We start from the raw sequence: 22,435 nt of genomic DNA, 5'->3' as shown, positions 1-22,435 counted from the left end.
TAGGATGTTCGTTCAAAAATTTTTAAGTGTTGTACTTTTTGGATTCTATAGTCATGGATACGACTTGTCCTCTCCCCACAAGCAGGACAACGGTGCTTTTTAACTGGTAGCTTTACGTGTAAGTAAAAGTTCCCCTCTAACTCCTCCATCTTCGTAACTATTACACTTTCTAATCCAGGTAATTTCATGTTAAACTGCATATACACGCATCTCCTATCCCTTTGGTTTGTTTCTAGTCAATTCAAGTGTAAAGGATATAGGAGCTTGCGTGTTTTATTTTGCTTAAATTTTTTCATACCCCAACATATATAATAGAGCCTTTTATTTAAGAATAAAAAACTCTTCCTCGAATAGTGGTTTTTCTTTTAACTTCCTTTCCTTATATTTTGTAAAAGTATCAGTTCAGCTCTTTTGCGTGTTTGTTCAATTTTCAAAGAATCATTGATTTCATATTTCTAGTTAACAATATAAGCGGCTCTTGCTTTATTAATCCTTTTCATACCCTAGGAATTTCCATTAATACATTGAACTGTACGTTTGAATAATTAATGTCAATTATTGGGACATTAATACAGAGGTGAATTATGATGAAAAAATTAAGTATCTTTCTATCGTCATTTTTATTACTCTTGATGATCCCATTACCAATTGGAGCTGAGCCTGATGTGAAATGTCCAACTGTAGATCAGCTGGCGGAAACATCCTTAGATGATAAAGATGACCTATTGGAAGCATTGGAAAAAATCGTCCCAGATACATATGGGGAAGGGGATTACGGAAATTTCTACTCGGAATGGGAAGTGAAAACTGCGAAACCTTTTCCAAAAACGGTCGGTGAAGAAGAAGAGGAAGCTTATTACGGAATGGCTAAAAATTTCTGTGACGAAGAGGTCGCCAATAAATCCTGGTTGGTTAAACTTTATTTTCCTCGGTGGGAAGGAAAAAGTGCAAGTGCCTTAGAAGGTCAAATCTTCTTAGCAAAAAGTAAAGAAAAAGGCGATTGGTTCGTTTGGTTTAGGTATCATTAAGTTGAAGGATTTTCAGTATAGAAGAAGGAGCTAGGCGCTAAGGACTGCTCCTTCTTTTTTTGTGGAATGGAACGGGGAAGATTTGTTTACAATTTATTACCAATTATGGGAAACGATCTTAGTTAGGAATGATTAAATTTTTTGCCGAATATATATTAGTCAAGGAAGGGGTGTTTCCACTGACTAGAAAGATTCTTTTATATTGTGATCCAGGAATTGACGATTCGCTGGCCATTATGTACACCATGATGGATCCAGAGCTTGAACTTGTTGGCATCGTAACAAGTTATGGAAATGTAAGTAAAAAACAGGCTACAGCCAATGCTTCCTATCTAGTGCAATTAGCAGGGAAAAACAACATACCTATAATTCCTGGTGCATCAAAACCTGTCCAACAGGAAGAGGTTACATTTTACCCGGAAATTCATGGTAAAGGTATTGGGCCAATACAGCCTCCAAGTAATTTGCAATATGAGATCTATCCCTTTGACACCATACGGTTGATCATTGAAAAATATAAAGGAGAACTGGTCATTGTTGATACTGGGAGATCAACGACCTTAGCCAATACGTTTATCCTTTATCCCAACCACATGAAAATGGTGCATTCTTTTTATGTGATGGGGGGAGCTTTCTTTGTTCCTGGTAATATTACAGCATTAGCAGAGGCAAACTTCTACGGTGATCCAACATCTTCCAATTTTGTCCTTAAGTTTGCCCACAATTTAACGATTACACCACTAAATGCCACACAACATGCTATCATCACTTCTGATATTGTAGATGCAATTTCAAAAAATGAGAAGAACTTTTATGCCTTTATGTTAGCTCCTGTTTTCGAGTATTATTATGAATTTTATAAGAAAAAAATACCTGGTATACCAGGGGCCCCAATACATGATCTACTTACAATCATGCTCGTTAAAAATTCTACGATGGTAGATTATATTTATTATGATGCAAACGTAGTAGAGGGAATTGAAGCGAAAGGTATGTCCTATATTGATATACGACCAACAAGTGAAACAGGAAAGACGAGAATCGCTGTAAACCTTCATTATAATGAATTTATAAAAGATTTTAGTAAGGTGATGTTGCCGGAATGATGGCTTTTGATCTAAACAGAGTGGAACAAAAACGATAAGCAACTGTATTTGTTGGATATGTAAGTGGAAATGTATTATAAGCTTAATTAGAAGGGTAGCTCTCTGTTAAACAATGGGACAAAAAACCACCCATGAAGGGTGGCTTAAATTCAAGACCGTTAAAACAACTATCCTTTATTTAGAGTTGTTTTTCATTTTTTATTAAAACAATCCATAAACGCATGGAAATTTCAATTCCTTGATAAGAAAGCAAAGAAATAGCACTAATCGAAAAGAAGCTTAACATAATTAGACGCATCCAAATCATTTGTAGTCCCCTCCTCAAAATGAAAATAATTTAATTCTCATAGAAGGGATAAAACCACAAAATTGGATTGATAGAAAAGCGTTTTTAGAAAAAGTAACCTTTTTATTAGTTGAACAAAGCAATTTACCGTATATGCTAGAGATAATGTTAAAAGTATAACGATTGTATCTTGGGAGTTTGCAAATTTATTTTTATCATCAATATCTGTTGGACTGAAAAATTCTGTTATGAAACTACCTAATGTTTCATTTTCCTGAACTACATGGGGATTGTAATGCACATTATTGCCTGTAACATAACAGGAAAAGCAAACGGTACATAAAATTGTAAACAGGGCAACATATTTTCTCATCGATAGGTAAGAAAGTATAAAAAATTGGCTTTGTTAAGCTTACTTAGAGCAACAGCCACGTCCAGCTCCAGCGCCCAGAGACTAGCGAGACTTCCCTCGCCTTCGTACGATAAGTCAACATCGATTCACTTCGTTCATCGTGTTTCCTTTATCTCCTACAGCTCAGTCCAGTCCGTACGTCTCTACCCAGGGCGCTTGCGCTTTTGTTCTTCACCGCCCTTACGTGATCTTTTTTATATTATATACTGATTATATATATTATCAAAGAAAAAAATAATGACGCAAACTTTTTGATTGAGAAACTCACCATTCTATAAATGGTGAGTTGTATGTGGGGCTAAACTAAGTCTAATTTTTGGCTAAACAATATCGCAATAATTAGGAAAATGATTACCAAACCAACAAACAGAATCGAAAGCTTACGTGACGTTCTTGCTTTATCTACTTCATCCCATTTAACAGGACGAATACCGCTTAAGGAAAAGACAGTAATAGCAGCTAAAATAACGGAACTTATATTTCCGGTTAGCAATAACATCGAACCATATGCTTCTTGCCACATGGCTGATCCCACTGACATTCCTAACACAACGGTAGGTGGTAAAAGGGCAACTGCAACCATTACACCTACCAGTGAACCAGGTAATCGATTCAGGATGGATAACGCTCCAGCTGTTCCGGAAGCTAAACCAAGTACGATATCTGATATATTTACATGGGTTCGAGAAGCATATTCGCTGCTTTCAAGTGGGACAGGAAAAAAGAATGTAAACACAATGGAAATACCGACTACGATAACGATGGCATAGAGTAACGTAATAGAAGAACTTTTTAGTAATTGGAAATTACCTAAAATGGATGAAAAGCCGATTGATATAACAGGACCAAGCATTGGTGCAATAACCATTGCGCCAATAATGACAGCTTGGCTGTTTTGAATAAAGCCAATGGTAACCACGATAGCAGACAAAATAACAAGCAATGTATAGGTTAGCGTAATGTGACTCGACTTTTGAATTGTTCCGAGTAATTCTTGACGACTTGCTCGTTGAAGTTTTATTGTATCTTCTTCGTTTTCTTTCTTTTTCTGTTCTTCTTCCTCTTCGGTCGTGCGAGTTATATAGGTTTGAACAGGGAAAAGCAAGACCTCAAATCCCTCAATGACATTCGTTACATTTTCAAGATAGTTAAGAATGTCTTCCGTGTTCTTTGTTTCAACGAGTACACGTATGAGCATTCGATCCTTTGACTCATTGGATACCCAATACGAAACATGGGGAAACTCTTGTAAGGATTCATCTACTTTTTTGAAATGATTATCTGGTACATATGCTTCCACTAGTTGTAAATCCATCCGGTTCAGCTCCATGTGTTAATCAATATGCTACTCTTATCATTTCCAGTAAAAGCTAATCTTAAAATGCAACAGTTTCAATAAAAAAGCATAAGCTTTCTAGATGAAAGGCTTATGCTGTATGATAATTTATATTTTAACTTTATATTCCTTAGAGGCTTTCATGACTTTTATAAATTCAACTAATAAATCCTTTGTTGCTTCAAAATCATTTAAGTCAATGACTTCGATGGATGAATGGGCATTTCTAGATGGGATAGATAGAACGCCTGTTGGGATTCCTTGTTGTGCCAGGCTTAATTCGCCTGCATCTGTGCCAATGCCTGGAAAGACCTCTAATTGATATGGAATGTGTTTCTTTTCAGCAACTTCCACTAAATGATTTCGGACTTTTTTATTGGCAATTAAACTAGCATCTAGTACTTTAATTCCTGTGCCGGAACCTAGAGCCAATGTTTGATCCATCATTTCTTCTGTCGTATCACTAACAGCTGTCGTATCTAAAGCAATCGCTACATCTGCATCATGTTGATGGCTAGCAACTCTTGCTCCTCGTAAGCCAACTTCCTCTTGTACAGTAAATACACCTACGAATTCTCCAGAAAAGGCTTTCGAATCTAACTCTTCAAAAGCCTTCATTAAAATAGCACATCCTGCACGGTCATCAAATGCTTTTCCAACAATACGATTATCTGTTAAATGATCAAAATATGGTTGCCATGTAACAGAATCACCTACTTTAATCCCAAGGTCTATTACCTCCTGTTTAGAGGATGCGCCAACATCGATATAGAGCTTTTGGTGAGCACGAATTTTATTAGGATCATCAAATTTTTTCATATGAGCCGATATCGTACCAATTACTCCAGATCGTAAACCTTTATCAGTATTAATTTGAACACGCTGGGAAAGAAGGATCCGGTCATCGTGTCCTCCTAACTTTTCAAAACGAAGAAGTCCATTTTCTTCAATCTTTTTAACGATAAACCCAACCTCATCCATATGTGCTGCCACTACAATTTTAGGTCCTTCCTGGGATCCTTTCTTTGTAGCAATTAAATTTCCAACACCATCAATTTCTAGCGAGTCTACTTTGTCTCTTAATTGTTTAGCTATGTATATAGCGACATCTTCTTCAAATCCACAAGGTCCATGGATTGCTGATAATTCTTTTAATAGATTTTTCATTATTGTACCTCCCTATAAATGATGACTTTATGATACTATAGGTGCGTTTATTTACATAATAAAAAGATTTTGAATCATACCACTAAATAGTAATTTTTTCTTTGTGAGATTGGCTGATAAATAGTTGTATTTTTTTGAATAATACTTGCTATTCTTGTCTATAAAACCAATAATATAATTAGGAAGGTTTCATTAGAATGGGAGGGAGTATATTGTGAAAGACGATCGATACCAAGTTGTGGAATTACCAGGATATCGAGCAATTGGATTGAAATGGGAAGGGCCCTATAAAGAAGTAGGTGAGTTGAAAAAAGTAATTCAAGAGATGAAGTCTAGAGTAGGAGAATTAGAGGAAGCTGTTAATTCTTCCATACAATTGGGTCTATCTTATCACATCAGATCGGATGGGTTTCGTCATTACTCCGTTTATGAGGTTACCAACGATCAAACAGTACCACCGGGAATGGTAGAGGTTTACATCCCAAAGTTATCTTATGTTACGACACATCACCAAAAAGAAGAAGACGTTGGACAGACATATCATGATATTTTACGCTTCATTGAAGAAAATCATTACATTCCTTATCGTGAGGAAGGGATCGAATACTTCGATGAACTACCAATAAAGCATGAAAAGTATCCAAAAAATCAAGATCCAATTAATCCAGAGTTTGAAATTTTGGTTCCTGTTATGAAGAAAATGGATCATAACTAATAGCTTAGAATCTCATCTAAGCTATTTTTCTTGCCTAAAAAAAGAGATATCATGCAACTTTTTTAAATTAATATGCATCTAAGTAGGAGAAAGGGGGGAGAGCTGGCTTGGGTCTAGTGGAAGGATTGAAAAATAAAGAAGAACATGCACTCCGTGAACTGATGAACCAGTACGGTGATTATTTATTACGAACAGGATATTTATTAGTTAAAGATCATCAAACCGCGGAAGAAGCTGTGCAAGATACGTTTGTAACCGTATTTCACAAAATTCATCAGCTTGATGATCCTAATAAACTGAAGAGCTGGCTCACCACGATTATGATCAATTGTTGTCGATCACAAATGCGAAAATGGAGCTGGAAAAATATACTTCTTACATTTGATACGACAGAACGAGAGAAAGAGGATGACTCCGTTCAGAGTCCAGAAGAAGAATTACTTGAAGTTGTTTGGAATCAAAATTTAAGTGATGCCATACAAAAGTTAGATTATAAATATCGTGAAGTTATTACACTTTTTTATTTTAATGAATGGAAAATAGCTGAAATCGCAAAGCACATAAATACAAAAGAAAGTACGATAAAATCCAGATTAAAACGAGGAAGGATAATATTAAGAGACTTATTACGGAAAGGGGAGGATTTTGATGACCAACGAGAAGAAGCAATTAAAAAATCAGCTCGAGAATGAATTGCAATCCCTGCACTTTTCGAGTCAAAAAGAAGTTTTGGATCAAGCATATCCAACAACATGGAAGCAAAAAATTGCACAACTTTGGAACAAAGAAATTGAAATCCCTCTCTTACCAGTAAGCGCCATAGTGGCGTTACTTGTTTGCTCATATGGATATAAGGAGATTCATATGAATGACGAAAATGAGAAACAAGAAAAAGTATTGGTAGAATTAGCTGGGAACACGTATTGGAAGGATGAGCTGGAAAGAGAGATGATGAAATATGAAGATTAAATTGAAAGTGAAACATCTCGTATATTTTTTTGTCGGTTTATTAATTTTTATTCCTTTCCTAGTAATGATTGTCTTTCCACAAATAAATCTCTATCTGGCAGAAAAAAAGCTCGAGGACGGGGATCCAGCAGGGAAACATCAACTATTGAAAGTATTGGAGACTGCTAGTTTTGATTGGCAGAAATGGAACGTTATCGAAGAACACATGCTACAGGGAGGGATGGCAAATCGATTCGATATATATGTGGGACCATCTATGATTCAAGGTGGCCAGTCTAGTGAATCGATCATTGGCTTTAGCTGGGAAGAAAAGCTCCCTTTTTTAACGGATTATTTAGAGAGTGGTCCTACTAATGGTTACCTCGTTACAGTTGCAACTGACCTTGCTTCCCATTACCAGCAGGAAGGTAAGTTAGATAAAGCGGATGAGGCACTTATGACAGCAGTAGAACGTTTTTCAACAACACAGTATTCGTTCCATCAGAATGAACTTCTCTTGGAACGAATTAAACTAGCCGTTCGTCATTCCCAATTCGAAAAAGCTGAAAAATATAGTAACGAATTGACGGAAAAGTTAAACGCTGATGACTATTACATGACTGCAGAAATTGCAAAGTTACGCGCCGAAATGATTATTAAACAAGGTAATTTGCAGGAGGCATACGCAGAAATTAAAGATGCTTTAACAGGTTTTGAAACCAATTGGAAAAATCAACGAGAAAGATTAGCAGAAGATGGCCTTCCTATTGAAGAAATGGAAGATATTGAAAGCTCTGTTGTATATAACCAGTTGCAATCATTAGAAAGACATTTGACGAGGGCAATGGACGAACAGAGAGATGCGATTGTCACGGTAAAGGGGAAAATTGTTCGCCAGGATGGAACACCGGTTGAAAATGCAGGAGTCTTTCTCAGAGAAGAACAGAATGTTAATCGAAGTGTAGGGGATGATGAAGCCTATCAAGTTACAACAGACGAAACTGGAGCGTATAAAATAGAAGGGGTTATCCCTGGTAGTTATCAACTTTTTGCTGGGTTTTTGTATGACCAAATTGATGGTTGGACATGGCCATTAGATACAAATGAATGGATTAACATTGATGGAAGTGAAGATGTTAACTATGATATAACATTGCATCCATTGATTGAAATCGAGTCTCCAGTTAATCAAACCGTGATAACGGGAGATACCATGCATTTTTCCTGGGAAGAGGTAGAGGAAGCAGCGTATTATCAGTTGAATTTGGGTCTGGAATTTGAGTCAGGTGGAACAAGTAGTACGTCGTTTCAAAAAAAAATAATGGATACAGAAATTGATATTCCCGTTGAAAAACTGTATGACAGGCAAGTTGGGGTATCATTTGATGGGGAAGGGGATGTTGATCCGTATGCATTACTTGCTTTCACGAATCCAAAAAATAGATTTTCCTGGTCTGTAGACGCATATAATTCTAATGGGGATTTAATCACTCGCAGTAATGGCTATCGATTAGGTGAGGATACGATCGGAAACTTACCATTTTTCTATTTAAAGGAGAGGGAGTTAACGGAAGCGGATCAATTATTACTTGATCACCAGCCTAAAGAAGCACTAGAGGCATATCAGGAAAATTATGAAGATAATCCCAATGATATTCATAGTTTACGAATGATAAGTCGATTAATTGGAATTAAGGGTGATGGCTTAAGGGAAACAAGAGACGAGTTAGCTCTTCCATATCTCATCGAATTGGCAGAAAAGACTTCCACTCCAAGTTATTCCTATTCTGTAGCAATTTATTATTATGAAAAACGGGAATGGGAGGCATTTCATAAGTGGTTTGATCGATATGTTCGATTAAATGATGGAGAGATAACTGAATATATACATGGAATTTATGCTAATGCATTCATGTTTCAAGGAGAGTATGAGGAAGCGAAAGAACAATTAGAAATCGCAGTAAATAGGGATTCAACGAATCGATTTGTCGGTAATTGGATTGCGGTAGAACTCTATTTAGGTGAATCCTTTGATCAAGTAATCCAAATTGCTCAGGACCACCCTGAACGTGATTATGGGACAGAGCATATGGATTGGGTAGACATTATTCAGGAGCTTAAAGAAGAGAGTGAGCAATATTCAGCCTATGAAAATGAATTGAAACGTACACTCTCCATGTACTTTGAGGGGAAGGAAGCGGAACTCAAGGAATGGAAGGAAGAAACGAATCTAGCAGGATTACAACGATTTATCAAGGAACTTGAAAACGTTAATTAATGAAGGGAGAACCTGGGACTCTCCATTCATTGCTAAAGTAATTTAGGGTTATTCTAATGACTCTATTACGTGAAACTTTTTATATGCTTCTATCGTACTACATCATAAGATGAAAAAATTGGAGGATTTATATGTTTCAAGAATTGAATGAACAAATTGTAAAGGTAAAAGGGGATATCCGTAGAAAACAGAAGCTAGAAAGCCAATTAACTGATTATAAGAATGAATTACATGAGATAGAGGCTACGATTTCTCAATTGTCAAACCAGTTAAATAAAGAACAGAAGGATGTAAAGAAGCTAGAAGGAGTAAGCATTACAAATCTTATTTCCACGATTATCGGAACGAAATATGAGAAATTGGATCAAGAAGAACAAGAAGTAGCTGCTGTTCAATTGAAGCTAGAAGAAGCAAGGAAAACAGAACAAGAGATAGTAGAATCCATCGAGGAAATCGATAAGAAATTACAACTGTTAAGATATAGTAATACAGCGTATAACCAGTTATTAAAGAAGAAGGAAGAGATGATCAAGGATAATCATTCAAGTTACTCTGAGCATCTCTATCAATTGGATGAAAGAGAAGCAGATACCAAAGCCTATGTAACTGAGCTTAATGAGGCGATTGTTGCAGGGAATCATGTGGAAAATGCCTTAGATCAAGCGATCGATTCCCTGCAGAGTGCCAAAGGATGGGGGACATGGGATATGGTAGGTGGTGGTATGTTATCTAGTGCGATGAAACTTAGCCATATTGATGATGCGACAAGCCATATTCATATCGCTCAAACAAAAATGCGTCGATTCCAAAAGGAATTAGTTGATGTAAATGAAACGGCATCCATGGATGTGGATATGTCTGGTCTCTTGAAGTTTGCTGACTTCTTTTTTGACGGATTCATCGTTGATTGGGTGGTGCAAGGTAGAATTCAAGATTCATTGGCTCAAACACAGGAACAGTTGTCGAATGTAAAGGGGATTATAACTAAGTTAAATGAACAGATGAAAAAGGAGAATCATACCCTATCTCGTATTAAAATGGAACGTGATAAATTAATTGCATCCGTTTAGGATTAAAGCTCCGATCAACTCGGAGCTTTGTTGTGGTTGACAAAATACCATTAGGGGTATATTATGGTGGTGTATTGGTTATCCCACTCATAACTGGCAGGCCGACATAAAACGACGTCCTGTCGTATTGTCGGCACTAGCACGCCTGTGCGTCGTAAGCCCCCATCTCAAACCACGAGGTAAAACCAAAGGGGTAAAGTGGGGGCAACTGAAGGTCAAACCGATTCGGTCATAACAATCTGTGGATGATGAAAAATAAACACAGATTGAAGATTGACTTTATTAATTCACGAATTGATTCAACTTTGTTATGTTTGATTATAATAACTTAACAGAGAGATTTGCAATAGACTAAATAGGTGTCATACAGCACTATGCTTTAAATACAAGTAAAGGAGTTACGAATATGAAGTATGATGATAATATTAAGAATCGAATGAAACGTATTCAAGGCCAAATTAGTGGTGTTCTAAAAATGATGGAAGAAGAAAAAGATTGTAAAGATGTTGTTACCCAATTATCTGCTGTGAAAAGTGCGCTAGATCGTACGTCAGCTCTAGTAGTAAGTAAAAATTTAGAAGCTTGCATACGTCAAGCGGATAGTGATGAAAATGCAGAAAAGTTAATCAATGAAGCAGTTAACCTACTAGTAAAAAGTAGATAAGTTGACAAAGACTAAATACGTTCGATAAGATTTTTACTGAAAAAATTTAACATCGTAATTTGATGTTAATATTTTTTAAAAAATATATACCCATACACCTATAAGTAATTTGGCTTATTTTTAGTATATTGAGGACGTATTTGCACATTCACTATTTTGGTAGTCCGTGTGTATAAGAAATTTGAGTTGACTGGGGGAATTAAATATGGCTTTAGCACTGTTATCTGTAAGTTTAATTATTCTTCTACTATATTTTCTATATAGAAGGTATATACCAGTTTTTGGTTTAACAAACCTAGGGAAGAAGAGACCTATAAAAGCCTCGAATGGTGCTATTTTATTGGATGTAAGAGCTTATAATATATCTTGTAATAACAGACCTGACATGGTGATGTGCTTACCATTAGCTTACTTTAACCGTTATTATAAAGAAATCCCCAATGAACCTGTTATCCTTGTCGCTTCAAATGGTATGGAGAAAAATTTAGCTAGTAGATTTTTAAAAAATAAAGGATATAACGTTATTGGATATTATTTAGTTAATAAAACAGAAAATCAGAGGCTTTGTTGTGATTTTTAGTGCTTACTAGGTTGACAAATATTTATTAATTATATAGACTATAAACACAACAACGATATACCCCTACGGGTAATAGTATATCGTTGAATGAGGAGGAGAAATACAATGACAGATAAAAAGAAAACAACGATCATCCTGTTCAGTGGTGATTATGATAAAGCAATGGCCGCTTACATTATCGCTAATGGAGCTGCAGCATATGACCATGAGGTAACCATATTTCACACTTTTTGGGGACTGAATGCACTTCGTAAGGATAACCAAGTTCCAGTTAAAAAAGGATTTATGGAAAAAATGTTTGGTAAAATGATGCCACGTGGAGTAGACAAAATGGGACTTTCCAAAATGAATTATTTAGGAATGGGACCTAAAATGATAAAAAATGTTATGAAAAAGCATAATGCAATGCCACTTCCAGATCTAGTTAACATGGCGCAAGAACAAGAAGTGAAATTACTTGCTTGTACAATGACAATGGACTTACTCGGCTTACAGAAAGAAGAGCTATTGGATAACATTGACTATGGTGGGGTCGCAGCATATGTTGGTGATTCTGAAGATGCTAACATTACCCTATTTATTTAAATTTTTTTAAATGAATTAATACCTGTATAGGTATATTAAAAATAGATTAATTGATTAAAATTTGAATTTGGAGGTATTTATCATGAAAGAAATTACAGCAAAAGAATTAGCTGAAAAGCTCAAAACAGGTGAAGAGGTCAATATCATTGATGTTCGTGAAGATGATGAAGTTGCTGAAGGAATAATACCTGGGGCTCGTCATATTAAGTTAGGTGAAATCAGTTCACGGATGAATGAGTTAGATAAAAATGAACATTATTACATGGTATGTCGGTCTGGTGGAAGAAGCGGTATGGCGTGTCAACTTTTAACTGATAATGGTTTTGATGTTACCAATATGGCTGGTGGCATGCTTGACTGGCAAGACGAAGTTGAATAAAAGAAATAAGAGGAGGAATTAGGAATGAGTATTACAGCAAATCAAATTTTGGATGCAAAAGGACTAGCTTGTCCAATGCCAATCGTTAAAACAAAAAAAGCAATCACAAATCTTGAACCTGGTCAGGTTATTGAGGTTCAAGCAACCGATAAGGGCTCGACTGCGGATATTAAAGCGTGGTCTGAGAGCACAGGACATCAATATCTAGGAACTATCGAAGAAGGTGACGTACTAAAGCATTACATTCGTCGTGCAAGTGAAGAGGAAATAACGGAAGAGAAAAAACATGAGGATGTAATCGACTTAGAGAAGCTTCGTGCAAAAGTTGAGGATAATGAAGAGATTTCCGTAATAGATGTACGTGAACCTGCCGAATTTGCATTTGGACATATTCCAGGTGCCATAAATATACCCTTAGGGGAATTAGAAGATAGAATGACAGAAATTAAAAATGGTACTGACCTATATGTCGTCTGTCGTACTGGTAATCGCAGTGATATAGCTTCTCAAAAGCTATCTGATAATGGATTTAAAGGTGTAAAAAATGTGTTACCTGGCATGACGAAATGGAACGGTAAAATAGAAAAATAAGTAGAAAATCAAAGGAGGAGAAATAAATGGAATCAGTAAAAGTATTAGATGCAAAAGGGTTAGCATGTCCAATGCCAATCGTGAAAACAAGAAAGGCAATTCAAGAGATAAATGCGGGAGAAATTTTGGAAGTACACGCAACAGATAAAGGTGCTAAAAGTGATTTAGCTGCGTGGGCGAAGTCTGGTGGACATGAATTGTTAAAAGATACACAAGAAGGCGACGTACTAAAATTCTGGATTAAAAAGGCATAAGGAGGCCCTAACTAGGGTCCCCTCTTATTTGGGGGAGTTATTAATGGACTATAGTATTTTATTTCTATTCGTTATTTTTCTAATTGGTTTTGTTGGGTCATTTATCTCGGGAATGGTTGGAATTGGTGGATCAATAATCAAATATCCAATGTTATTATATATTCCAGCTATGCTTGGTTTAACAGCTTTTTCTGCACATGAAGTGTCAGGTATTAGTGCAATCCAAGTGTTATTTGCCACCATAGGTGGGGTTTGGGCTTATCGAAAAGGCGGATATTTGAATATCACTTTAATTATTTATATGGGGGCAGCAATTCTATTAGGAAGTTTTGTAGGAGGATATGGCTCCCAATTCATGAATGAAAATGGAATTAACTTCGTATATGGGATCCTGGCAACCATTGCAGCTATTATGATGTTTATCCCAAAAAAGAATATAGATGATATCCCATTAGATCAAGTAACGTTTAACAAATGGGTTGCAGCTTTACTTGCTGTAATCGTAGGGGTGGGGGCAGGAATTGTTGGTGCAGCAGGAGCGTTTATCTTAGTTCCAATTATGCTCGTAGTATTAAAAATACCGACTCGTATGACCATTGCAACGTCACTGGCGATCACATTTATTTCATCAATAGGGACAACAACAGGAAAAATTCTAACAGGACAAATTTTATTTATTCCAGCGATCATCATGATCATCGCTAGCCTTATTGCTTCTCCATTAGGAGCTAAATACGGGCAGAAAGTTAATACGAAGGTCCTTCAATCCATCTTAGCTATCCTAATATTAGGAACGGCGATTAAAATTTGGGTAGACTTTCTATAATTTTTATCTTATTAAATACGAAGTTTTATCTAAAAGAAATTATTGTGTAACTTAGCTTATCCGTTACGCTTGCGTAAGAATAATTTAAATGATTCGGTAGATAAACAGTAAATTTTTTTTTGCAATTAAATATACCCCTGTGGGTAAGATGAGTTAACTATCAATTGTTTCATATTTAAGGAGGAATGTTTTTATGTCAATGAAAGCAATGAATTCAAAGGAAGTAGCGAATAAGGTAGTCAATAAAGAGGAACTATTTATTTTGGATGTACGAAATGAAGGTGATTTTGAAGATTGGAAGATTGAAGGAGAAAACTTCGCGTATCTTAATACTCCATATTTTGATCTACTAGATGGTGTAGAAGGCATTATGGATAAACTTCCTAAAGAGAAAGATATACTAGTAGTTTGTGCAAAAGAAGGATCCTCTGTGATGGTTGCAGAAATGCTATCAGAAGCAGGTTTAGATGTTTCTTATCTTGAAGGTGGAATGAAAGCATGGAGTGAACACATGGAGCCTGTTAAAGTTGGAGAATTGAGTGGTGGTGGTGAGCTATACCAATTCGTACGTTTAGGAAAAGGATGTCTTTCTTATATGGTGATTTCTAATGGGGAAGCGGCCATCATTGATGCAACACGCATGACAGATATCTTTACTAGCTTTGCTGAAGAAGCAGGAGTAACGATTAAACATGTGTTTGATACACATTTACACGCGGATCATATTTCAGGAGGTAGAAAAATCGCGCAAGCAACTGGTGCAACTTATTGGTTGCCACCAAAGGATGCTAGTGAAGTTACCTATGAATATCAAGCATTAGAAGACGGCAATGAAGTGAAAATTGGTGATACAATAATCACGATTCATGCATTGTATTCTCCAGGGCATACAATTGGATCCACTTCGTTTGTAGTAGATGAAAAATACTTGATGTCTGGTGATATTTTATTTATTGATTCGATTGGGCGTCCTGATCTTGCTGGATTGGCAGAAGACTGGGTAGGTGATTTGCGAGATACATTGTACAAACGCTACCGTGAACTTTCAGATGATTTAGTGGTTCTCCCAGCTCATTTTATGATTATTGATGAATTAAATGATGATGGTTCTGTAGCTGAAAAACTAGGTACATTGTTTACCTATAACCACGGTTTGAATATTGAAGATGAAGCTGAATTCCGAAGCATGGTTACAGAGAACCTACCTCCACAACCGAATGCGTATCAAGAAATTCGCGAAACAAACATGGGTAAATTGACTCCAGATGAAGAAAAACAACGTGAAATGGAAATTGGTCCGAACCGTTGTGCAGTAAGATAAATAATTTTAGAGAGCGGCAGAATGCGAGTGGCATTCTGTCGTTTTTATGCATACGATTAAACTTCATGGAAAAATTAAACAGTAAAGGAAGGTGATTTTAAATGACACAGAACTTAACACAGATTGAGTTAGAAAACATTCGGCATATCGTTGGTGCATGGGATGATTGCTAATAAACTGGATACATATGCAGCATCCTGTGCTGACGCTGAGCTGAAAACAATTCTACAGAATGACGCCCAGGCGGCAAGACAAGCACAACAACAATTATTAACATTTTTAGGTTAGGAGAGGAATCGAATTGTTACAAGATAAGGATATTGTAAATGACTATTTAGCCGGTTTAAATGCTAGCTTGAAATCGTATGCAGGTTACATAAGCCAAGCAAATAATGCCGAACTTAGGCAGACATTAATTCAACTTCGAAATCAAGATGAATCACGTCAGCGGATACTATATAATTATGCCTTTCAAAAAGGTCATTACAAGCCAGCAGCACCTGCAGATCCACAGCAAATTCAACAAGTGAAAACGGAATTAACCTCAAATCAATAAATACACCAAGTGGCCAAATGGATATCCTTTATATGGCCACTTGGTTTTTTAATAACTTTTTTTCTGTTAAACTTATGAAATTATCGTTAATATAGATAGTAAGTATATTGGAGAGGAGCATTTCTATTGAGTACATATCCAAACGTACAAGAAACAAAAGAACTGATTAAAAAACTAGTATCGATTCCAAGTCCTTCTGGTTATACAAATCATGTAATTCAATTTGTAGAAGACCATTTGAAATCTCTTGGTGTCGAAACGAAACGTAATCGTAAAGGTGGATTAATCGCAACCATTCCTGGGGAAAACAATGAACAGCATCGAATGCTAACTGCCCACGTAGATACATTAGGTGCTATGGTGAAGGAAGTAAAAAGCAATGGTCGTCTTCGTCTTGATTTAATTGGTGGGTTCAAATATAACGCAATCGAAGGGGAATACTGTGAAATACATACTTCTGGTGGAAAGGTATTTACAGGGACAATTCTCATGCACCAAACTTCTGTACATGTTTATAAAGATGCTGGGAAAGCAGAGCGTAATCAAGAAAACATGGAAGTCCGTATTGATGCTAAAGTGGAAAATGCAGAAGATATTCGTGCATTAGGTATTGAAGTGGGAGATTTTGTATCCTTTGATCCGAGAGTACAAGAAACGGAAAATGGGTATTTGAAATCTCGTCATTTAGATGATAAAGCAAGTGTAGCAATACTTTTACAATTTATTAAACGCGTGACAGAAGAGAAAATCAAACTTCCGTACACTACGCATTTCTTGATTTCAAATAATGAGGAAATTGGTTATGGAGGTAATTCTAATGTTACGCCTGAAACAGTTGAATATTTAGCTGTTGATATGGGAGCAATGGGAGATGGTCAATCAACAGATGAGTATACCGTATCCATCTGTGTAAAAGATGCAAGTGGGCCATATCATTATGAACTTAGAAAGCATTTAGTAACTCTCGCAGAAAAAAATAATATTGGTTATAAATTAGATATTTACCCATATTATGGATCCGATGCTTCTGCTGCGATACGCTCTGGTCACGATATCGTCCATGGATTAATTGGACCGGGTATTGACTCATCCCATGCCTATGAACGAACACATGAAGATTCTTTAGTTAGTACAGAACAATTAGTATATCATTATGTGTTATCCGAAATGGTAACAAACTAAAAAGTGAAGTGGCCTTCTATAGGCTACTTCACTTTACTATTATTACCTCTGGCAAATGCTGATAAGTGCTGATCCCGCTTTTGTGGAAGTAAAACTTTTGGATAATCTTCATTATTAGAATAAGGATGTTCACGCCATGTTAATTCGATAGTAAAATCACTATCTCCTTCTATCTATTATAAGACATACCAATAGACACAAAAGAAATGAAACAAGCTTCCGAATAAGATAAAGATATGGAAAATTTCATGAAAGCCCATATGTTTAAACTCTAGAAATTTCGGCTTAAGCCAGTAAATAAAACCGCCAACCGTATAGGCGACTCCACCAAGAATTAGAAATAGCATCCCATTTGTTCCAATAATGCTAGAAAGGGAGGAACTAAAGAAGATTACAATCCAACCCATTGCTATATATAGTACAGTCGATAACCATCGTGGAGCATGAAACCAAATTAATTTATAAAGCACACCAATTAATGCTAGTCCATTAATTACCCCAAATAGAATCCAGCCGGTAAGCCCGTTTAAACTAATTAGACAAAGTGGCGTATACGTTCCAGCTATTAAGACAAAAATCATCGAATGATCTATTTTGCGCAAAAAAGCGATTACTTGTTTACTTGCGACAACCATATGATAGGTTGCAGACGCAGCATATAATAAAATCATACTGACTCCAAACATAATTACAGCCATGATCGCTAAAGCTGAGCCCGACTCAGCAGTTGCTTTAATAACGAGTGCAAGTAACCCTACAAAGGCAAGAATCGCACCAAACAAATGAGTTAACCCGTTTATAGGTTCACGTATATACATTCCCATGTTTAAAACCCCTCTACAATATAACGTAGTTTTCAATACTACTTATTATATTACATGTATGATGTTACCTCGTCAAGTTTTGATTCCTTCCAGTTTCTATCGTATAATAGACGTATCTTGAAAGAGTGAGGTATACCTATGGATAAATTACATGAGATCGTAGAAGGCTTAAACCTTGAAAATAACTTAACAATCGAGGAAATGCCTGATATCGATTTATATATGGACCAAGTAATTCAGTTGTTTGAAAGTAAGTTTGCCCGTTCGAAACGCAACGAAGATGAGAAAATATTAACAAAAACAATGATCAATAATTACGCAAAGGGTAAATTATTTTTTCCTATAAAAAATAAAAAGTACTCGAAGGAGCATTTGATTTTAATTGGTTTGATTTATCAAATGAAAGGTGCACTATCTATTAAGGATATAAAGATAGCCCTCGACCAGTTAAATGATAAGGTTTCAAAAGATGAAATAAGTTTAGAGGAATTCTACCGAAGTTACCTTCATTTGTCCCAAAATAATCAAAAACAGTTTATGGGAATAATAGAAGAAAATACTCAGGAAGTGGAAAGACAAGTAAGTCTTTTTGAAGACAAGGATAACGACTACCTGGAAAAGTTACTACTAGCTACAACGTTTGTTAATATGAGTAATTATTATCGTAGAGCAGCAGAGAAAATGATAGACGAAATAAATAAAGAGCAGGAAACGGAATAAATGTTGTTTTCTGCTCTTTTGTTCTAGTTAGGAATGGAGTCTCTTTTTTGCCGAATTGTTACCTGAATGAATTAATTTATGACCGGTTGCTTTTGCTAGACCAAAGATTGGCATATTGCCATAGAAGCATTCATACTGCTTTTTAGGGACGATAAATGTTTCGTGGTAGATACCTACTGCATCATTGTTACCTACTTTTTTATTAAACGCTCTCCATGCTGATAAGTGTTTGGGACCTTTTGCATAATTCATTAAATCATCTTCAGATCGCCAATATTGAACCATTAACGTCGTTTTAAATCCGATGAAATTTTCCATCGACAGAAAACCTAGTTGTTTGTTCATATAAAGCTCATGGATCATTGGTGGCATAGCTTTAAATACGGGCAACCACTTATGAATTGCCCATATTTTGTTAATCCGCATACCGATGAGAAAAACAACAATTTCTTCTTGGTTTTCGGAAGTATACCTTCCAGGAAATATTTTCCGCATAAGACTTTCTACCTCCTAATTGTTTAATTTTTTCTTTGTATCCTCACACCACTCCATAGCTGCTTTAGTTATTCTTTTCCCGTAATCTAATGTAAAGAGCCAAAATTGAGAATCTGGGTGTGCTTTTGAATGCTCCTTAATTAATTGTTCAATGGAATGATAGGTGTCTAGTCTTTCTGAAAGCTGTCTGTAGAAGTTATCTAAATGCTGGATCGTATGTGACTGATCTTGATGGCGAGCAAAGAATAACTTTAGTAGAAGCTCGTTCTTTTCTACTGGTATTTGTTGTAGTGGATCTTGTAACCAGGCTTGTAGGGCGTCCTTTCCCTTGTCTGTTAATTGGTATTCCTTTTTGTTTGGTTTACCAACCTGTGGAATTTCTACGACGGTTGCTAATTTATCCGTTACTAACTCGTTCAAAATAGGATAAATTTGTCCATAACTTATTTTCCAAAAGTGGTTTAAGCTCGTATCAATCATTTGTTTAATGGCATACCCAGTTGTACAACCAGTCGTAAGTAGACCAAGAATTGCGTATTTTGTATGATTTATTTTCTTCATGTCCATCACCTATATCATTTTGCTATATATCATTTAGATATATAATATCAGAAAGAAATCAATTTTAGAAGTATTTTTTGAAATTTTGTGACTTTTATCCCGCGTATAACTGGCAGGTCGACATATAAACTACGTCCTGTCACATTGTCGGCACTAGCATGTACTGTGCGTCGGAAGCCCCGATTGAAGATATTACGGAGCATTCCAATATGGTAGAAAAACTAGGATATGTTACAATAAATAAATTAAATCTTTATCCATTTCATTATAGAAGGTGATAAGATGAAACTAAGTATACTAGATCAAGCTCCAATCGTTCCTGAATCTACAGCCAGTGAGGCATTACAGGAAACGATTCGCCTTGCACAGTTAGGGGATCAGCTTGGTTTTACACGATATTGGATTGCAGAACATCATGATTTAAACGGGTTAGCTTGTCCAGCTCCTGAAGTCATGCTAGGAATTATCGGACAACAAACAAATACCATTCGAATTGGTGCTGGGGCGGTGCTCTTACCACATTACAGGCCATACAAGGTTGCGGAAACATTTCATGTACTAGCGTCCTTATATCCAGATCGAATCGACTTGGGATTAGGCAGATCACCAGGTGGTTCAGCGGAAGCGTCCATGGCATTATCAGGAAATTTTTTAGAAAATGTAAGGAAAATGCCAGAATCTATTGAGGAGCTATTGCATTTTATCCATCAAGATTTTCCAAATGAAAATATATTTTCTAAAGTGAAGGCCTCCCCAATTCCAGCAGTTTCCCCGGTTCCTTGGCTATTAGGAACCAGTGAAAAAAGTGCCGAATTAGCTGCGGAGAAAGGGTTGGACTATGCATTTGGTCATTTTATGAGTGATCAGAATGGTCCAGCAATTGTGCAGAAATATAGAGAAACTATGAATAATAAACTGCAACAACCAGGGGATGTTATCGTTGCGGTTACGGTATATTGTGCGGAAACAAACGAAGAAGCAGAACAAATGGCCATGAGCAGCTTAATTGCTAGCTTAAAGAGAGAACAAGGGGATATGCAAGCTGGCTTAGCAACCCCGGAAGAAATAAACCATTTTGTACTTTCGGATAATGAAAAAGATCGACTGGATAAAATGAAACAAAAAATGGTTATCGGTACACCTAGTGAGGTGAAGGAACAGTTGTTAGTTCTTGAACAGAAATATGATGTAGATGAGTTCATGCTATTAACGAACACCTTTAGTTATGAAGCAAGAAGAAACTCCTATCAATTAGTTGCAAATGAAATTTTACATAAATAAGCTTAGTACCAAGAGGGGGAGCGTACATTGATTGATTTACGAAGTGATACGGTTACTAAACCAACACCAGAAATGAGAAAGGCTGCTTTTCATGCTGATGTTGGAGATGATGTTTATAATGAGGATCCAACTGTATTAGAATTAGAAGCGTTAGCAGCGAAAAAACTTGGCAAAGAAGCTGCAATGTTTGTACCAAGTGGAACACAAGGGAACCAAATTGCGGTTTTAACACATTGTGTCTCTGGTCAGGAAGTGATTTTAGAGGCAGATTCTCATATATACTTTTATGAAGGGGGAACTATTTCTGCCTTTGCAGGTGTCCAGCCACGCACGTTAAAAGGAAAAGATGGAGCGATGAATCCATATGAAGTGGAAGCGGCGATTCGTGTCGATGATATCCATCAACCAGAAACAGGATTGATTTGTTTGGAGAATACGCATAACCGAGCTGGGGGTGCGATTGTACCATTAGAAAATATGAAAGCTATCTATGATATAGGCAAGCGACGCCAAATCCCTGTTCATTTAGATGGTGCTCGCTTATTTAATGCATCTGTGGCGACTGGTGTCAGCGTAGCGGAATATGCGCGTTACACAGATACGATTCAATTTTGTCTGTCAAAGGGATTAGGAGCACCGGTTGGTTCCATTATTGCTGGATCAAAGGATTTCATTGTGAAGGGGAGAAAGTGGCGCAAACGATTAGGTGGTGGCTTGAGGCAGGCGGGCATGATAGCAGCCCCAGGATTAGTCGCCTTAAATACGATGGTTGATAGACTTGCTGAGGATCATGAAAAAGCTACGACTTTAGCCACGGGATTTAAAGAAATTAATGGATTAACAATTGAAAATAATGTTGATACGAATATTGTCCTTGTCAATACAGAAAAAGCGGGGTTAACAGCAGATCAGTTTGTTGAAAAATGTAAGCAAGAAGGTATTTTGGCAGTTGCATTCGGCCCATATACAGTAAGGTTTACAACGCATTATGATGTTTCCACTAACCAAGTAAAAGAAGTAGTGGAAAAAGTAAATAAAATGATATAAGAAAGAGGCTGAGACAAAAGTGTTTTAGTCATAGTAAAATCCGAACTTTTTACATTTTGGTTCGGATTTTACTTTTAGGCAGTTAAACGCAGCTATTGTAAATTTAGCAATAAATAAATTGTAATGATTATTGGATGCATACATCCCGCTACGGAAATACATTTCGCTTTTCCGCGGGCGGCTGGTGAGCCTCCTCGTGCTGACGCACTGTGGGGTCTCACCG

Annotated in this window: 28 protein-coding genes; 21 read left to right on the top strand and 7 right to left on the bottom strand. The window is 36.5% G+C overall.

Features of this window, described 5'->3' with window-relative positions; translation table 11 throughout:
* A partial coding sequence (locus tag BMX40_RS11495; protein WP_244513500.1) for a transposase family protein occupies nt 1–206 on the bottom strand: 206 nt, incomplete at its 3' end.
* A gap of 381 nt (nt 207–587) precedes the next feature.
* Between BMX40_RS11495 and BMX40_RS11490 the strand changes: the two genes are divergently transcribed.
* On the top strand, nt 588–1,028 hold the full coding sequence (locus BMX40_RS11490) for a hypothetical protein (RefSeq protein WP_244513499.1): 441 nt from the start codon (nt 588–590) through the stop codon (nt 1,026–1,028).
* A gap of 128 nt (nt 1,029–1,156) precedes the next feature.
* Nucleotides 1,157–2,134, top strand: a complete 978-nt coding sequence (locus tag BMX40_RS11485; protein WP_090869993.1) for a nucleoside hydrolase — start codon at nt 1,157–1,159, stop codon at nt 2,132–2,134.
* Between the two features lie 178 nt (nt 2,135–2,312).
* Here BMX40_RS11485 and BMX40_RS20785 read toward each other — a convergent pair whose 3' ends face one another.
* The 3 genes from BMX40_RS20785 to BMX40_RS11475 all read right to left on the bottom strand — a co-directional run bounded on the left by BMX40_RS20785 (nt 2,313) and on the right by BMX40_RS11475 (nt 5,335).
* Nucleotides 2,313–2,441: a hypothetical protein gene (locus tag BMX40_RS20785; RefSeq protein WP_280139676.1), complete on the bottom strand. Its 129-nt coding sequence runs from the start codon at nt 2,439–2,441 to the stop codon at nt 2,313–2,315.
* Between the two features lie 689 nt (nt 2,442–3,130).
* Entirely contained in the window at nt 3,131–4,147 is a 1,017-nt protein-coding gene (locus BMX40_RS11480; RefSeq protein ID WP_090869991.1) for a TIGR00341 family protein, read from the bottom strand.
* Between the two features lie 129 nt (nt 4,148–4,276).
* The gene (locus BMX40_RS11475; protein ID WP_090869989.1) at nt 4,277–5,335 is read right to left on the bottom strand and encodes a M42 family metallopeptidase; all 1,059 of its coding nucleotides are present in this window, start codon (nt 5,333–5,335) and stop codon (nt 4,277–4,279) included.
* A 214-nt stretch (nt 5,336–5,549) separates the two neighbouring features.
* Here BMX40_RS11475 and BMX40_RS11470 point away from each other — a divergent pair, with 214 nt between their 5' ends.
* The 16 genes from BMX40_RS11470 (at nt 5,550) to BMX40_RS11395 (ending at nt 17,284) form a co-directional block, all read left to right on the top strand.
* Complete coding sequence (locus BMX40_RS11470) at nt 5,550–6,050, top strand: GyrI-like domain-containing protein (protein WP_090869987.1); 501 nt, start codon at nt 5,550–5,552, stop codon at nt 6,048–6,050.
* A 116-nt stretch (nt 6,051–6,166) separates the two neighbouring features.
* Nucleotides 6,167–6,742, top strand: a complete 576-nt coding sequence (locus BMX40_RS11465; protein ID WP_342028680.1) for an RNA polymerase sigma factor — start codon at nt 6,167–6,169, stop codon at nt 6,740–6,742.
* Complete coding sequence (locus tag BMX40_RS11460) at nt 6,699–7,019, top strand: hypothetical protein (protein WP_090869982.1); 321 nt, start codon at nt 6,699–6,701, stop codon at nt 7,017–7,019. Before BMX40_RS11465 ends, BMX40_RS11460 begins: the two co-directional genes overlap by 44 nt.
* Nucleotides 7,009–9,276 (top strand): carboxypeptidase-like regulatory domain-containing protein, encoded by a 2,268-nt coding sequence (locus BMX40_RS11455; RefSeq protein WP_090869981.1) that lies wholly within the window; start codon nt 7,009–7,011, stop codon nt 9,274–9,276. Before BMX40_RS11460 ends, BMX40_RS11455 begins: the two co-directional genes overlap by 11 nt.
* Before the next feature lie 131 nt (nt 9,277–9,407).
* Nucleotides 9,408–10,346, top strand: a complete 939-nt coding sequence (locus tag BMX40_RS11450) for a hypothetical protein (protein WP_090869979.1) — start codon at nt 9,408–9,410, stop codon at nt 10,344–10,346.
* A 406-nt stretch (nt 10,347–10,752) separates the two neighbouring features.
* Nucleotides 10,753–11,010 (top strand): metal-sensitive transcriptional regulator, encoded by a 258-nt coding sequence (locus BMX40_RS11445; protein WP_090869977.1) that lies wholly within the window; start codon nt 10,753–10,755, stop codon nt 11,008–11,010.
* Between the two features lie 205 nt (nt 11,011–11,215).
* Complete coding sequence (locus BMX40_RS11440) at nt 11,216–11,590, top strand: rhodanese-like domain-containing protein (RefSeq protein ID WP_090869975.1); 375 nt, start codon at nt 11,216–11,218, stop codon at nt 11,588–11,590.
* A gap of 105 nt (nt 11,591–11,695) precedes the next feature.
* Complete coding sequence (locus tag BMX40_RS11435; RefSeq protein ID WP_090869973.1) at nt 11,696–12,175, top strand: DsrE/DsrF/DrsH-like family protein; 480 nt, start codon at nt 11,696–11,698, stop codon at nt 12,173–12,175.
* 82 nt (nt 12,176–12,257) lie between these two features.
* Nucleotides 12,258–12,554 carry a rhodanese-like domain-containing protein gene (locus BMX40_RS11430; protein WP_090869971.1) on the top strand — a complete coding sequence of 99 codons (297 nt, stop codon included), beginning with the start codon at nt 12,258–12,260 and terminating at the stop codon, nt 12,552–12,554.
* Between the two features lie 24 nt (nt 12,555–12,578).
* Nucleotides 12,579–13,145: a sulfurtransferase TusA family protein gene (locus tag BMX40_RS11425; protein WP_090869969.1), complete on the top strand. Its 567-nt coding sequence runs from the start codon at nt 12,579–12,581 to the stop codon at nt 13,143–13,145.
* A 26-nt stretch (nt 13,146–13,171) separates the two neighbouring features.
* On the top strand, nt 13,172–13,399 hold the full coding sequence (locus tag BMX40_RS11420) for a sulfurtransferase TusA family protein (RefSeq protein WP_090869967.1): 228 nt from the start codon (nt 13,172–13,174) through the stop codon (nt 13,397–13,399).
* 43 nt (nt 13,400–13,442) lie between these two features.
* Nucleotides 13,443–14,225 carry a sulfite exporter TauE/SafE family protein gene (locus BMX40_RS11415; RefSeq protein WP_090869965.1) on the top strand — a complete coding sequence of 261 codons (783 nt, stop codon included), beginning with the start codon at nt 13,443–13,445 and terminating at the stop codon, nt 14,223–14,225.
* A 193-nt stretch (nt 14,226–14,418) separates the two neighbouring features.
* Nucleotides 14,419–15,546, top strand: coding sequence for an MBL fold metallo-hydrolase (locus tag BMX40_RS11410; RefSeq protein WP_090869962.1), 1,128 nt, complete (start codon nt 14,419–14,421; stop codon nt 15,544–15,546).
* Between the two features lie 153 nt (nt 15,547–15,699).
* Nucleotides 15,700–15,834 carry a hypothetical protein gene (locus BMX40_RS11405; protein ID WP_425287855.1) on the top strand — a complete coding sequence of 45 codons (135 nt, stop codon included), beginning with the start codon at nt 15,700–15,702 and terminating at the stop codon, nt 15,832–15,834.
* 13 nt (nt 15,835–15,847) lie between these two features.
* Nucleotides 15,848–16,102 carry a spore coat protein gene (locus BMX40_RS11400; protein ID WP_090869960.1) on the top strand — a complete coding sequence of 85 codons (255 nt, stop codon included), beginning with the start codon at nt 15,848–15,850 and terminating at the stop codon, nt 16,100–16,102.
* A gap of 126 nt (nt 16,103–16,228) precedes the next feature.
* A complete protein-coding gene (locus tag BMX40_RS11395) occupies nt 16,229–17,284 on the top strand; it encodes a M42 family metallopeptidase (protein ID WP_090869958.1) in 1,056 nt (351 codons plus the stop codon).
* A gap of 176 nt (nt 17,285–17,460) precedes the next feature.
* On the opposite strand, the gene trhA is transcribed toward BMX40_RS11395, so the two are convergent.
* On the bottom strand, nt 17,461–18,108 hold the full coding sequence (gene trhA / locus BMX40_RS11390; RefSeq protein WP_090869956.1) for a PAQR family membrane homeostasis protein TrhA: 648 nt from the start codon (nt 18,106–18,108) through the stop codon (nt 17,461–17,463).
* A 138-nt stretch (nt 18,109–18,246) separates the two neighbouring features.
* On the opposite strand from trhA, the gene BMX40_RS11385 reads away from it, so the two are divergent.
* Entirely contained in the window at nt 18,247–18,828 is a 582-nt protein-coding gene (locus BMX40_RS11385) for a DUF1836 domain-containing protein (RefSeq protein WP_090869954.1), read from the top strand.
* Between the two features lie 27 nt (nt 18,829–18,855).
* Here BMX40_RS11385 and BMX40_RS11380 read toward each other — a convergent pair whose 3' ends face one another.
* Complete coding sequence (locus BMX40_RS11380) at nt 18,856–19,323, bottom strand: DUF4188 domain-containing protein (RefSeq protein ID WP_090869952.1); 468 nt, start codon at nt 19,321–19,323, stop codon at nt 18,856–18,858.
* 15 nt (nt 19,324–19,338) lie between these two features.
* Complete coding sequence (locus BMX40_RS11375) at nt 19,339–19,884, bottom strand: PadR family transcriptional regulator (protein WP_090869950.1); 546 nt, start codon at nt 19,882–19,884, stop codon at nt 19,339–19,341.
* A gap of 282 nt (nt 19,885–20,166) precedes the next feature.
* On the opposite strand from BMX40_RS11375, the gene BMX40_RS11370 reads away from it, so the two are divergent.
* Both BMX40_RS11370 and ltaE read left to right on the top strand, forming a co-directional pair.
* On the top strand, nt 20,167–21,165 hold the full coding sequence (locus BMX40_RS11370) for an LLM class flavin-dependent oxidoreductase (protein WP_090869947.1): 999 nt from the start codon (nt 20,167–20,169) through the stop codon (nt 21,163–21,165).
* Between the two features lie 27 nt (nt 21,166–21,192).
* Nucleotides 21,193–22,212, top strand: coding sequence for a low-specificity L-threonine aldolase (ltaE, locus tag BMX40_RS11365; RefSeq protein ID WP_090869945.1), 1,020 nt, complete (start codon nt 21,193–21,195; stop codon nt 22,210–22,212).
* Nucleotides 22,213–22,435 lie beyond the last annotated feature (223 nt).

It is taken from the genome of Oceanobacillus limi (genome assembly GCF_900111445.1).
GTDB classification, from domain to species: domain Bacteria; phylum Bacillota; class Bacilli; order Bacillales; family Amphibacillaceae; genus Ornithinibacillus; species Ornithinibacillus limi.
Note: the sequence above shows the minus strand (reverse complement) of the source record. Positions and strands in the feature narration are given on the sequence as shown.

Excerpts from the sequence above, each read along its gene's own strand:
- BMX40_RS11490 (WP_244513499.1), top strand. The coding sequence starts at position 588 with ATGAAAAAATTAAGTATCTTTCTATCGTCATTTTTATTACTCTTGATG.
- BMX40_RS11485 (WP_090869993.1), top strand. The coding sequence starts at position 1,157 with ATGATTAAATTTTTTGCCGAATATATATTAGTCAAGGAAGGGGTGTTT.
- BMX40_RS20785 (WP_280139676.1), bottom strand. The coding sequence starts at position 2,441 with ATGATTTGGATGCGTCTAATTATGTTAAGCTTCTTTTCGATTAGTGCT.
- BMX40_RS11480 (WP_090869991.1), bottom strand. The coding sequence starts at position 4,147 with ATGGATTTACAACTAGTGGAAGCATATGTACCAGATAATCATTTCAAA.
- BMX40_RS11475 (WP_090869989.1), bottom strand. The coding sequence starts at position 5,335 with ATGAAAAATCTATTAAAAGAATTATCAGCAATCCATGGACCTTGTGGA.
- BMX40_RS11460 (WP_090869982.1), top strand. The coding sequence starts at position 6,699 with ATGACCAACGAGAAGAAGCAATTAAAAAATCAGCTCGAGAATGAATTG.
- BMX40_RS11455 (WP_090869981.1), top strand. The coding sequence starts at position 7,009 with ATGAAGATTAAATTGAAAGTGAAACATCTCGTATATTTTTTTGTCGGT.
- BMX40_RS11450 (WP_090869979.1), top strand. The coding sequence starts at position 9,408 with ATGTTTCAAGAATTGAATGAACAAATTGTAAAGGTAAAAGGGGATATC.
- BMX40_RS11445 (WP_090869977.1), top strand. The coding sequence starts at position 10,753 with ATGAAGTATGATGATAATATTAAGAATCGAATGAAACGTATTCAAGGC.
- BMX40_RS11440 (WP_090869975.1), top strand. The coding sequence starts at position 11,216 with ATGGCTTTAGCACTGTTATCTGTAAGTTTAATTATTCTTCTACTATAT.
- BMX40_RS11435 (WP_090869973.1), top strand. The coding sequence starts at position 11,696 with ATGACAGATAAAAAGAAAACAACGATCATCCTGTTCAGTGGTGATTAT.
- BMX40_RS11430 (WP_090869971.1), top strand. The coding sequence starts at position 12,258 with ATGAAAGAAATTACAGCAAAAGAATTAGCTGAAAAGCTCAAAACAGGT.
- BMX40_RS11425 (WP_090869969.1), top strand. The coding sequence starts at position 12,579 with ATGAGTATTACAGCAAATCAAATTTTGGATGCAAAAGGACTAGCTTGT.
- BMX40_RS11420 (WP_090869967.1), top strand. The coding sequence starts at position 13,172 with ATGGAATCAGTAAAAGTATTAGATGCAAAAGGGTTAGCATGTCCAATG.
- BMX40_RS11415 (WP_090869965.1), top strand. The coding sequence starts at position 13,443 with ATGGACTATAGTATTTTATTTCTATTCGTTATTTTTCTAATTGGTTTT.
- BMX40_RS11410 (WP_090869962.1), top strand. The coding sequence starts at position 14,419 with ATGTCAATGAAAGCAATGAATTCAAAGGAAGTAGCGAATAAGGTAGTC.
- trhA (WP_090869956.1), bottom strand. The coding sequence starts at position 18,108 with ATGGGAATGTATATACGTGAACCTATAAACGGGTTAACTCATTTGTTT.
- BMX40_RS11385 (WP_090869954.1), top strand. The coding sequence starts at position 18,247 with ATGGATAAATTACATGAGATCGTAGAAGGCTTAAACCTTGAAAATAAC.
- BMX40_RS11380 (WP_090869952.1), bottom strand. The coding sequence starts at position 19,323 with ATGCGGAAAATATTTCCTGGAAGGTATACTTCCGAAAACCAAGAAGAA.
- BMX40_RS11375 (WP_090869950.1), bottom strand. The coding sequence starts at position 19,884 with ATGAAGAAAATAAATCATACAAAATACGCAATTCTTGGTCTACTTACG.
- BMX40_RS11370 (WP_090869947.1), top strand. The coding sequence starts at position 20,167 with ATGAAACTAAGTATACTAGATCAAGCTCCAATCGTTCCTGAATCTACA.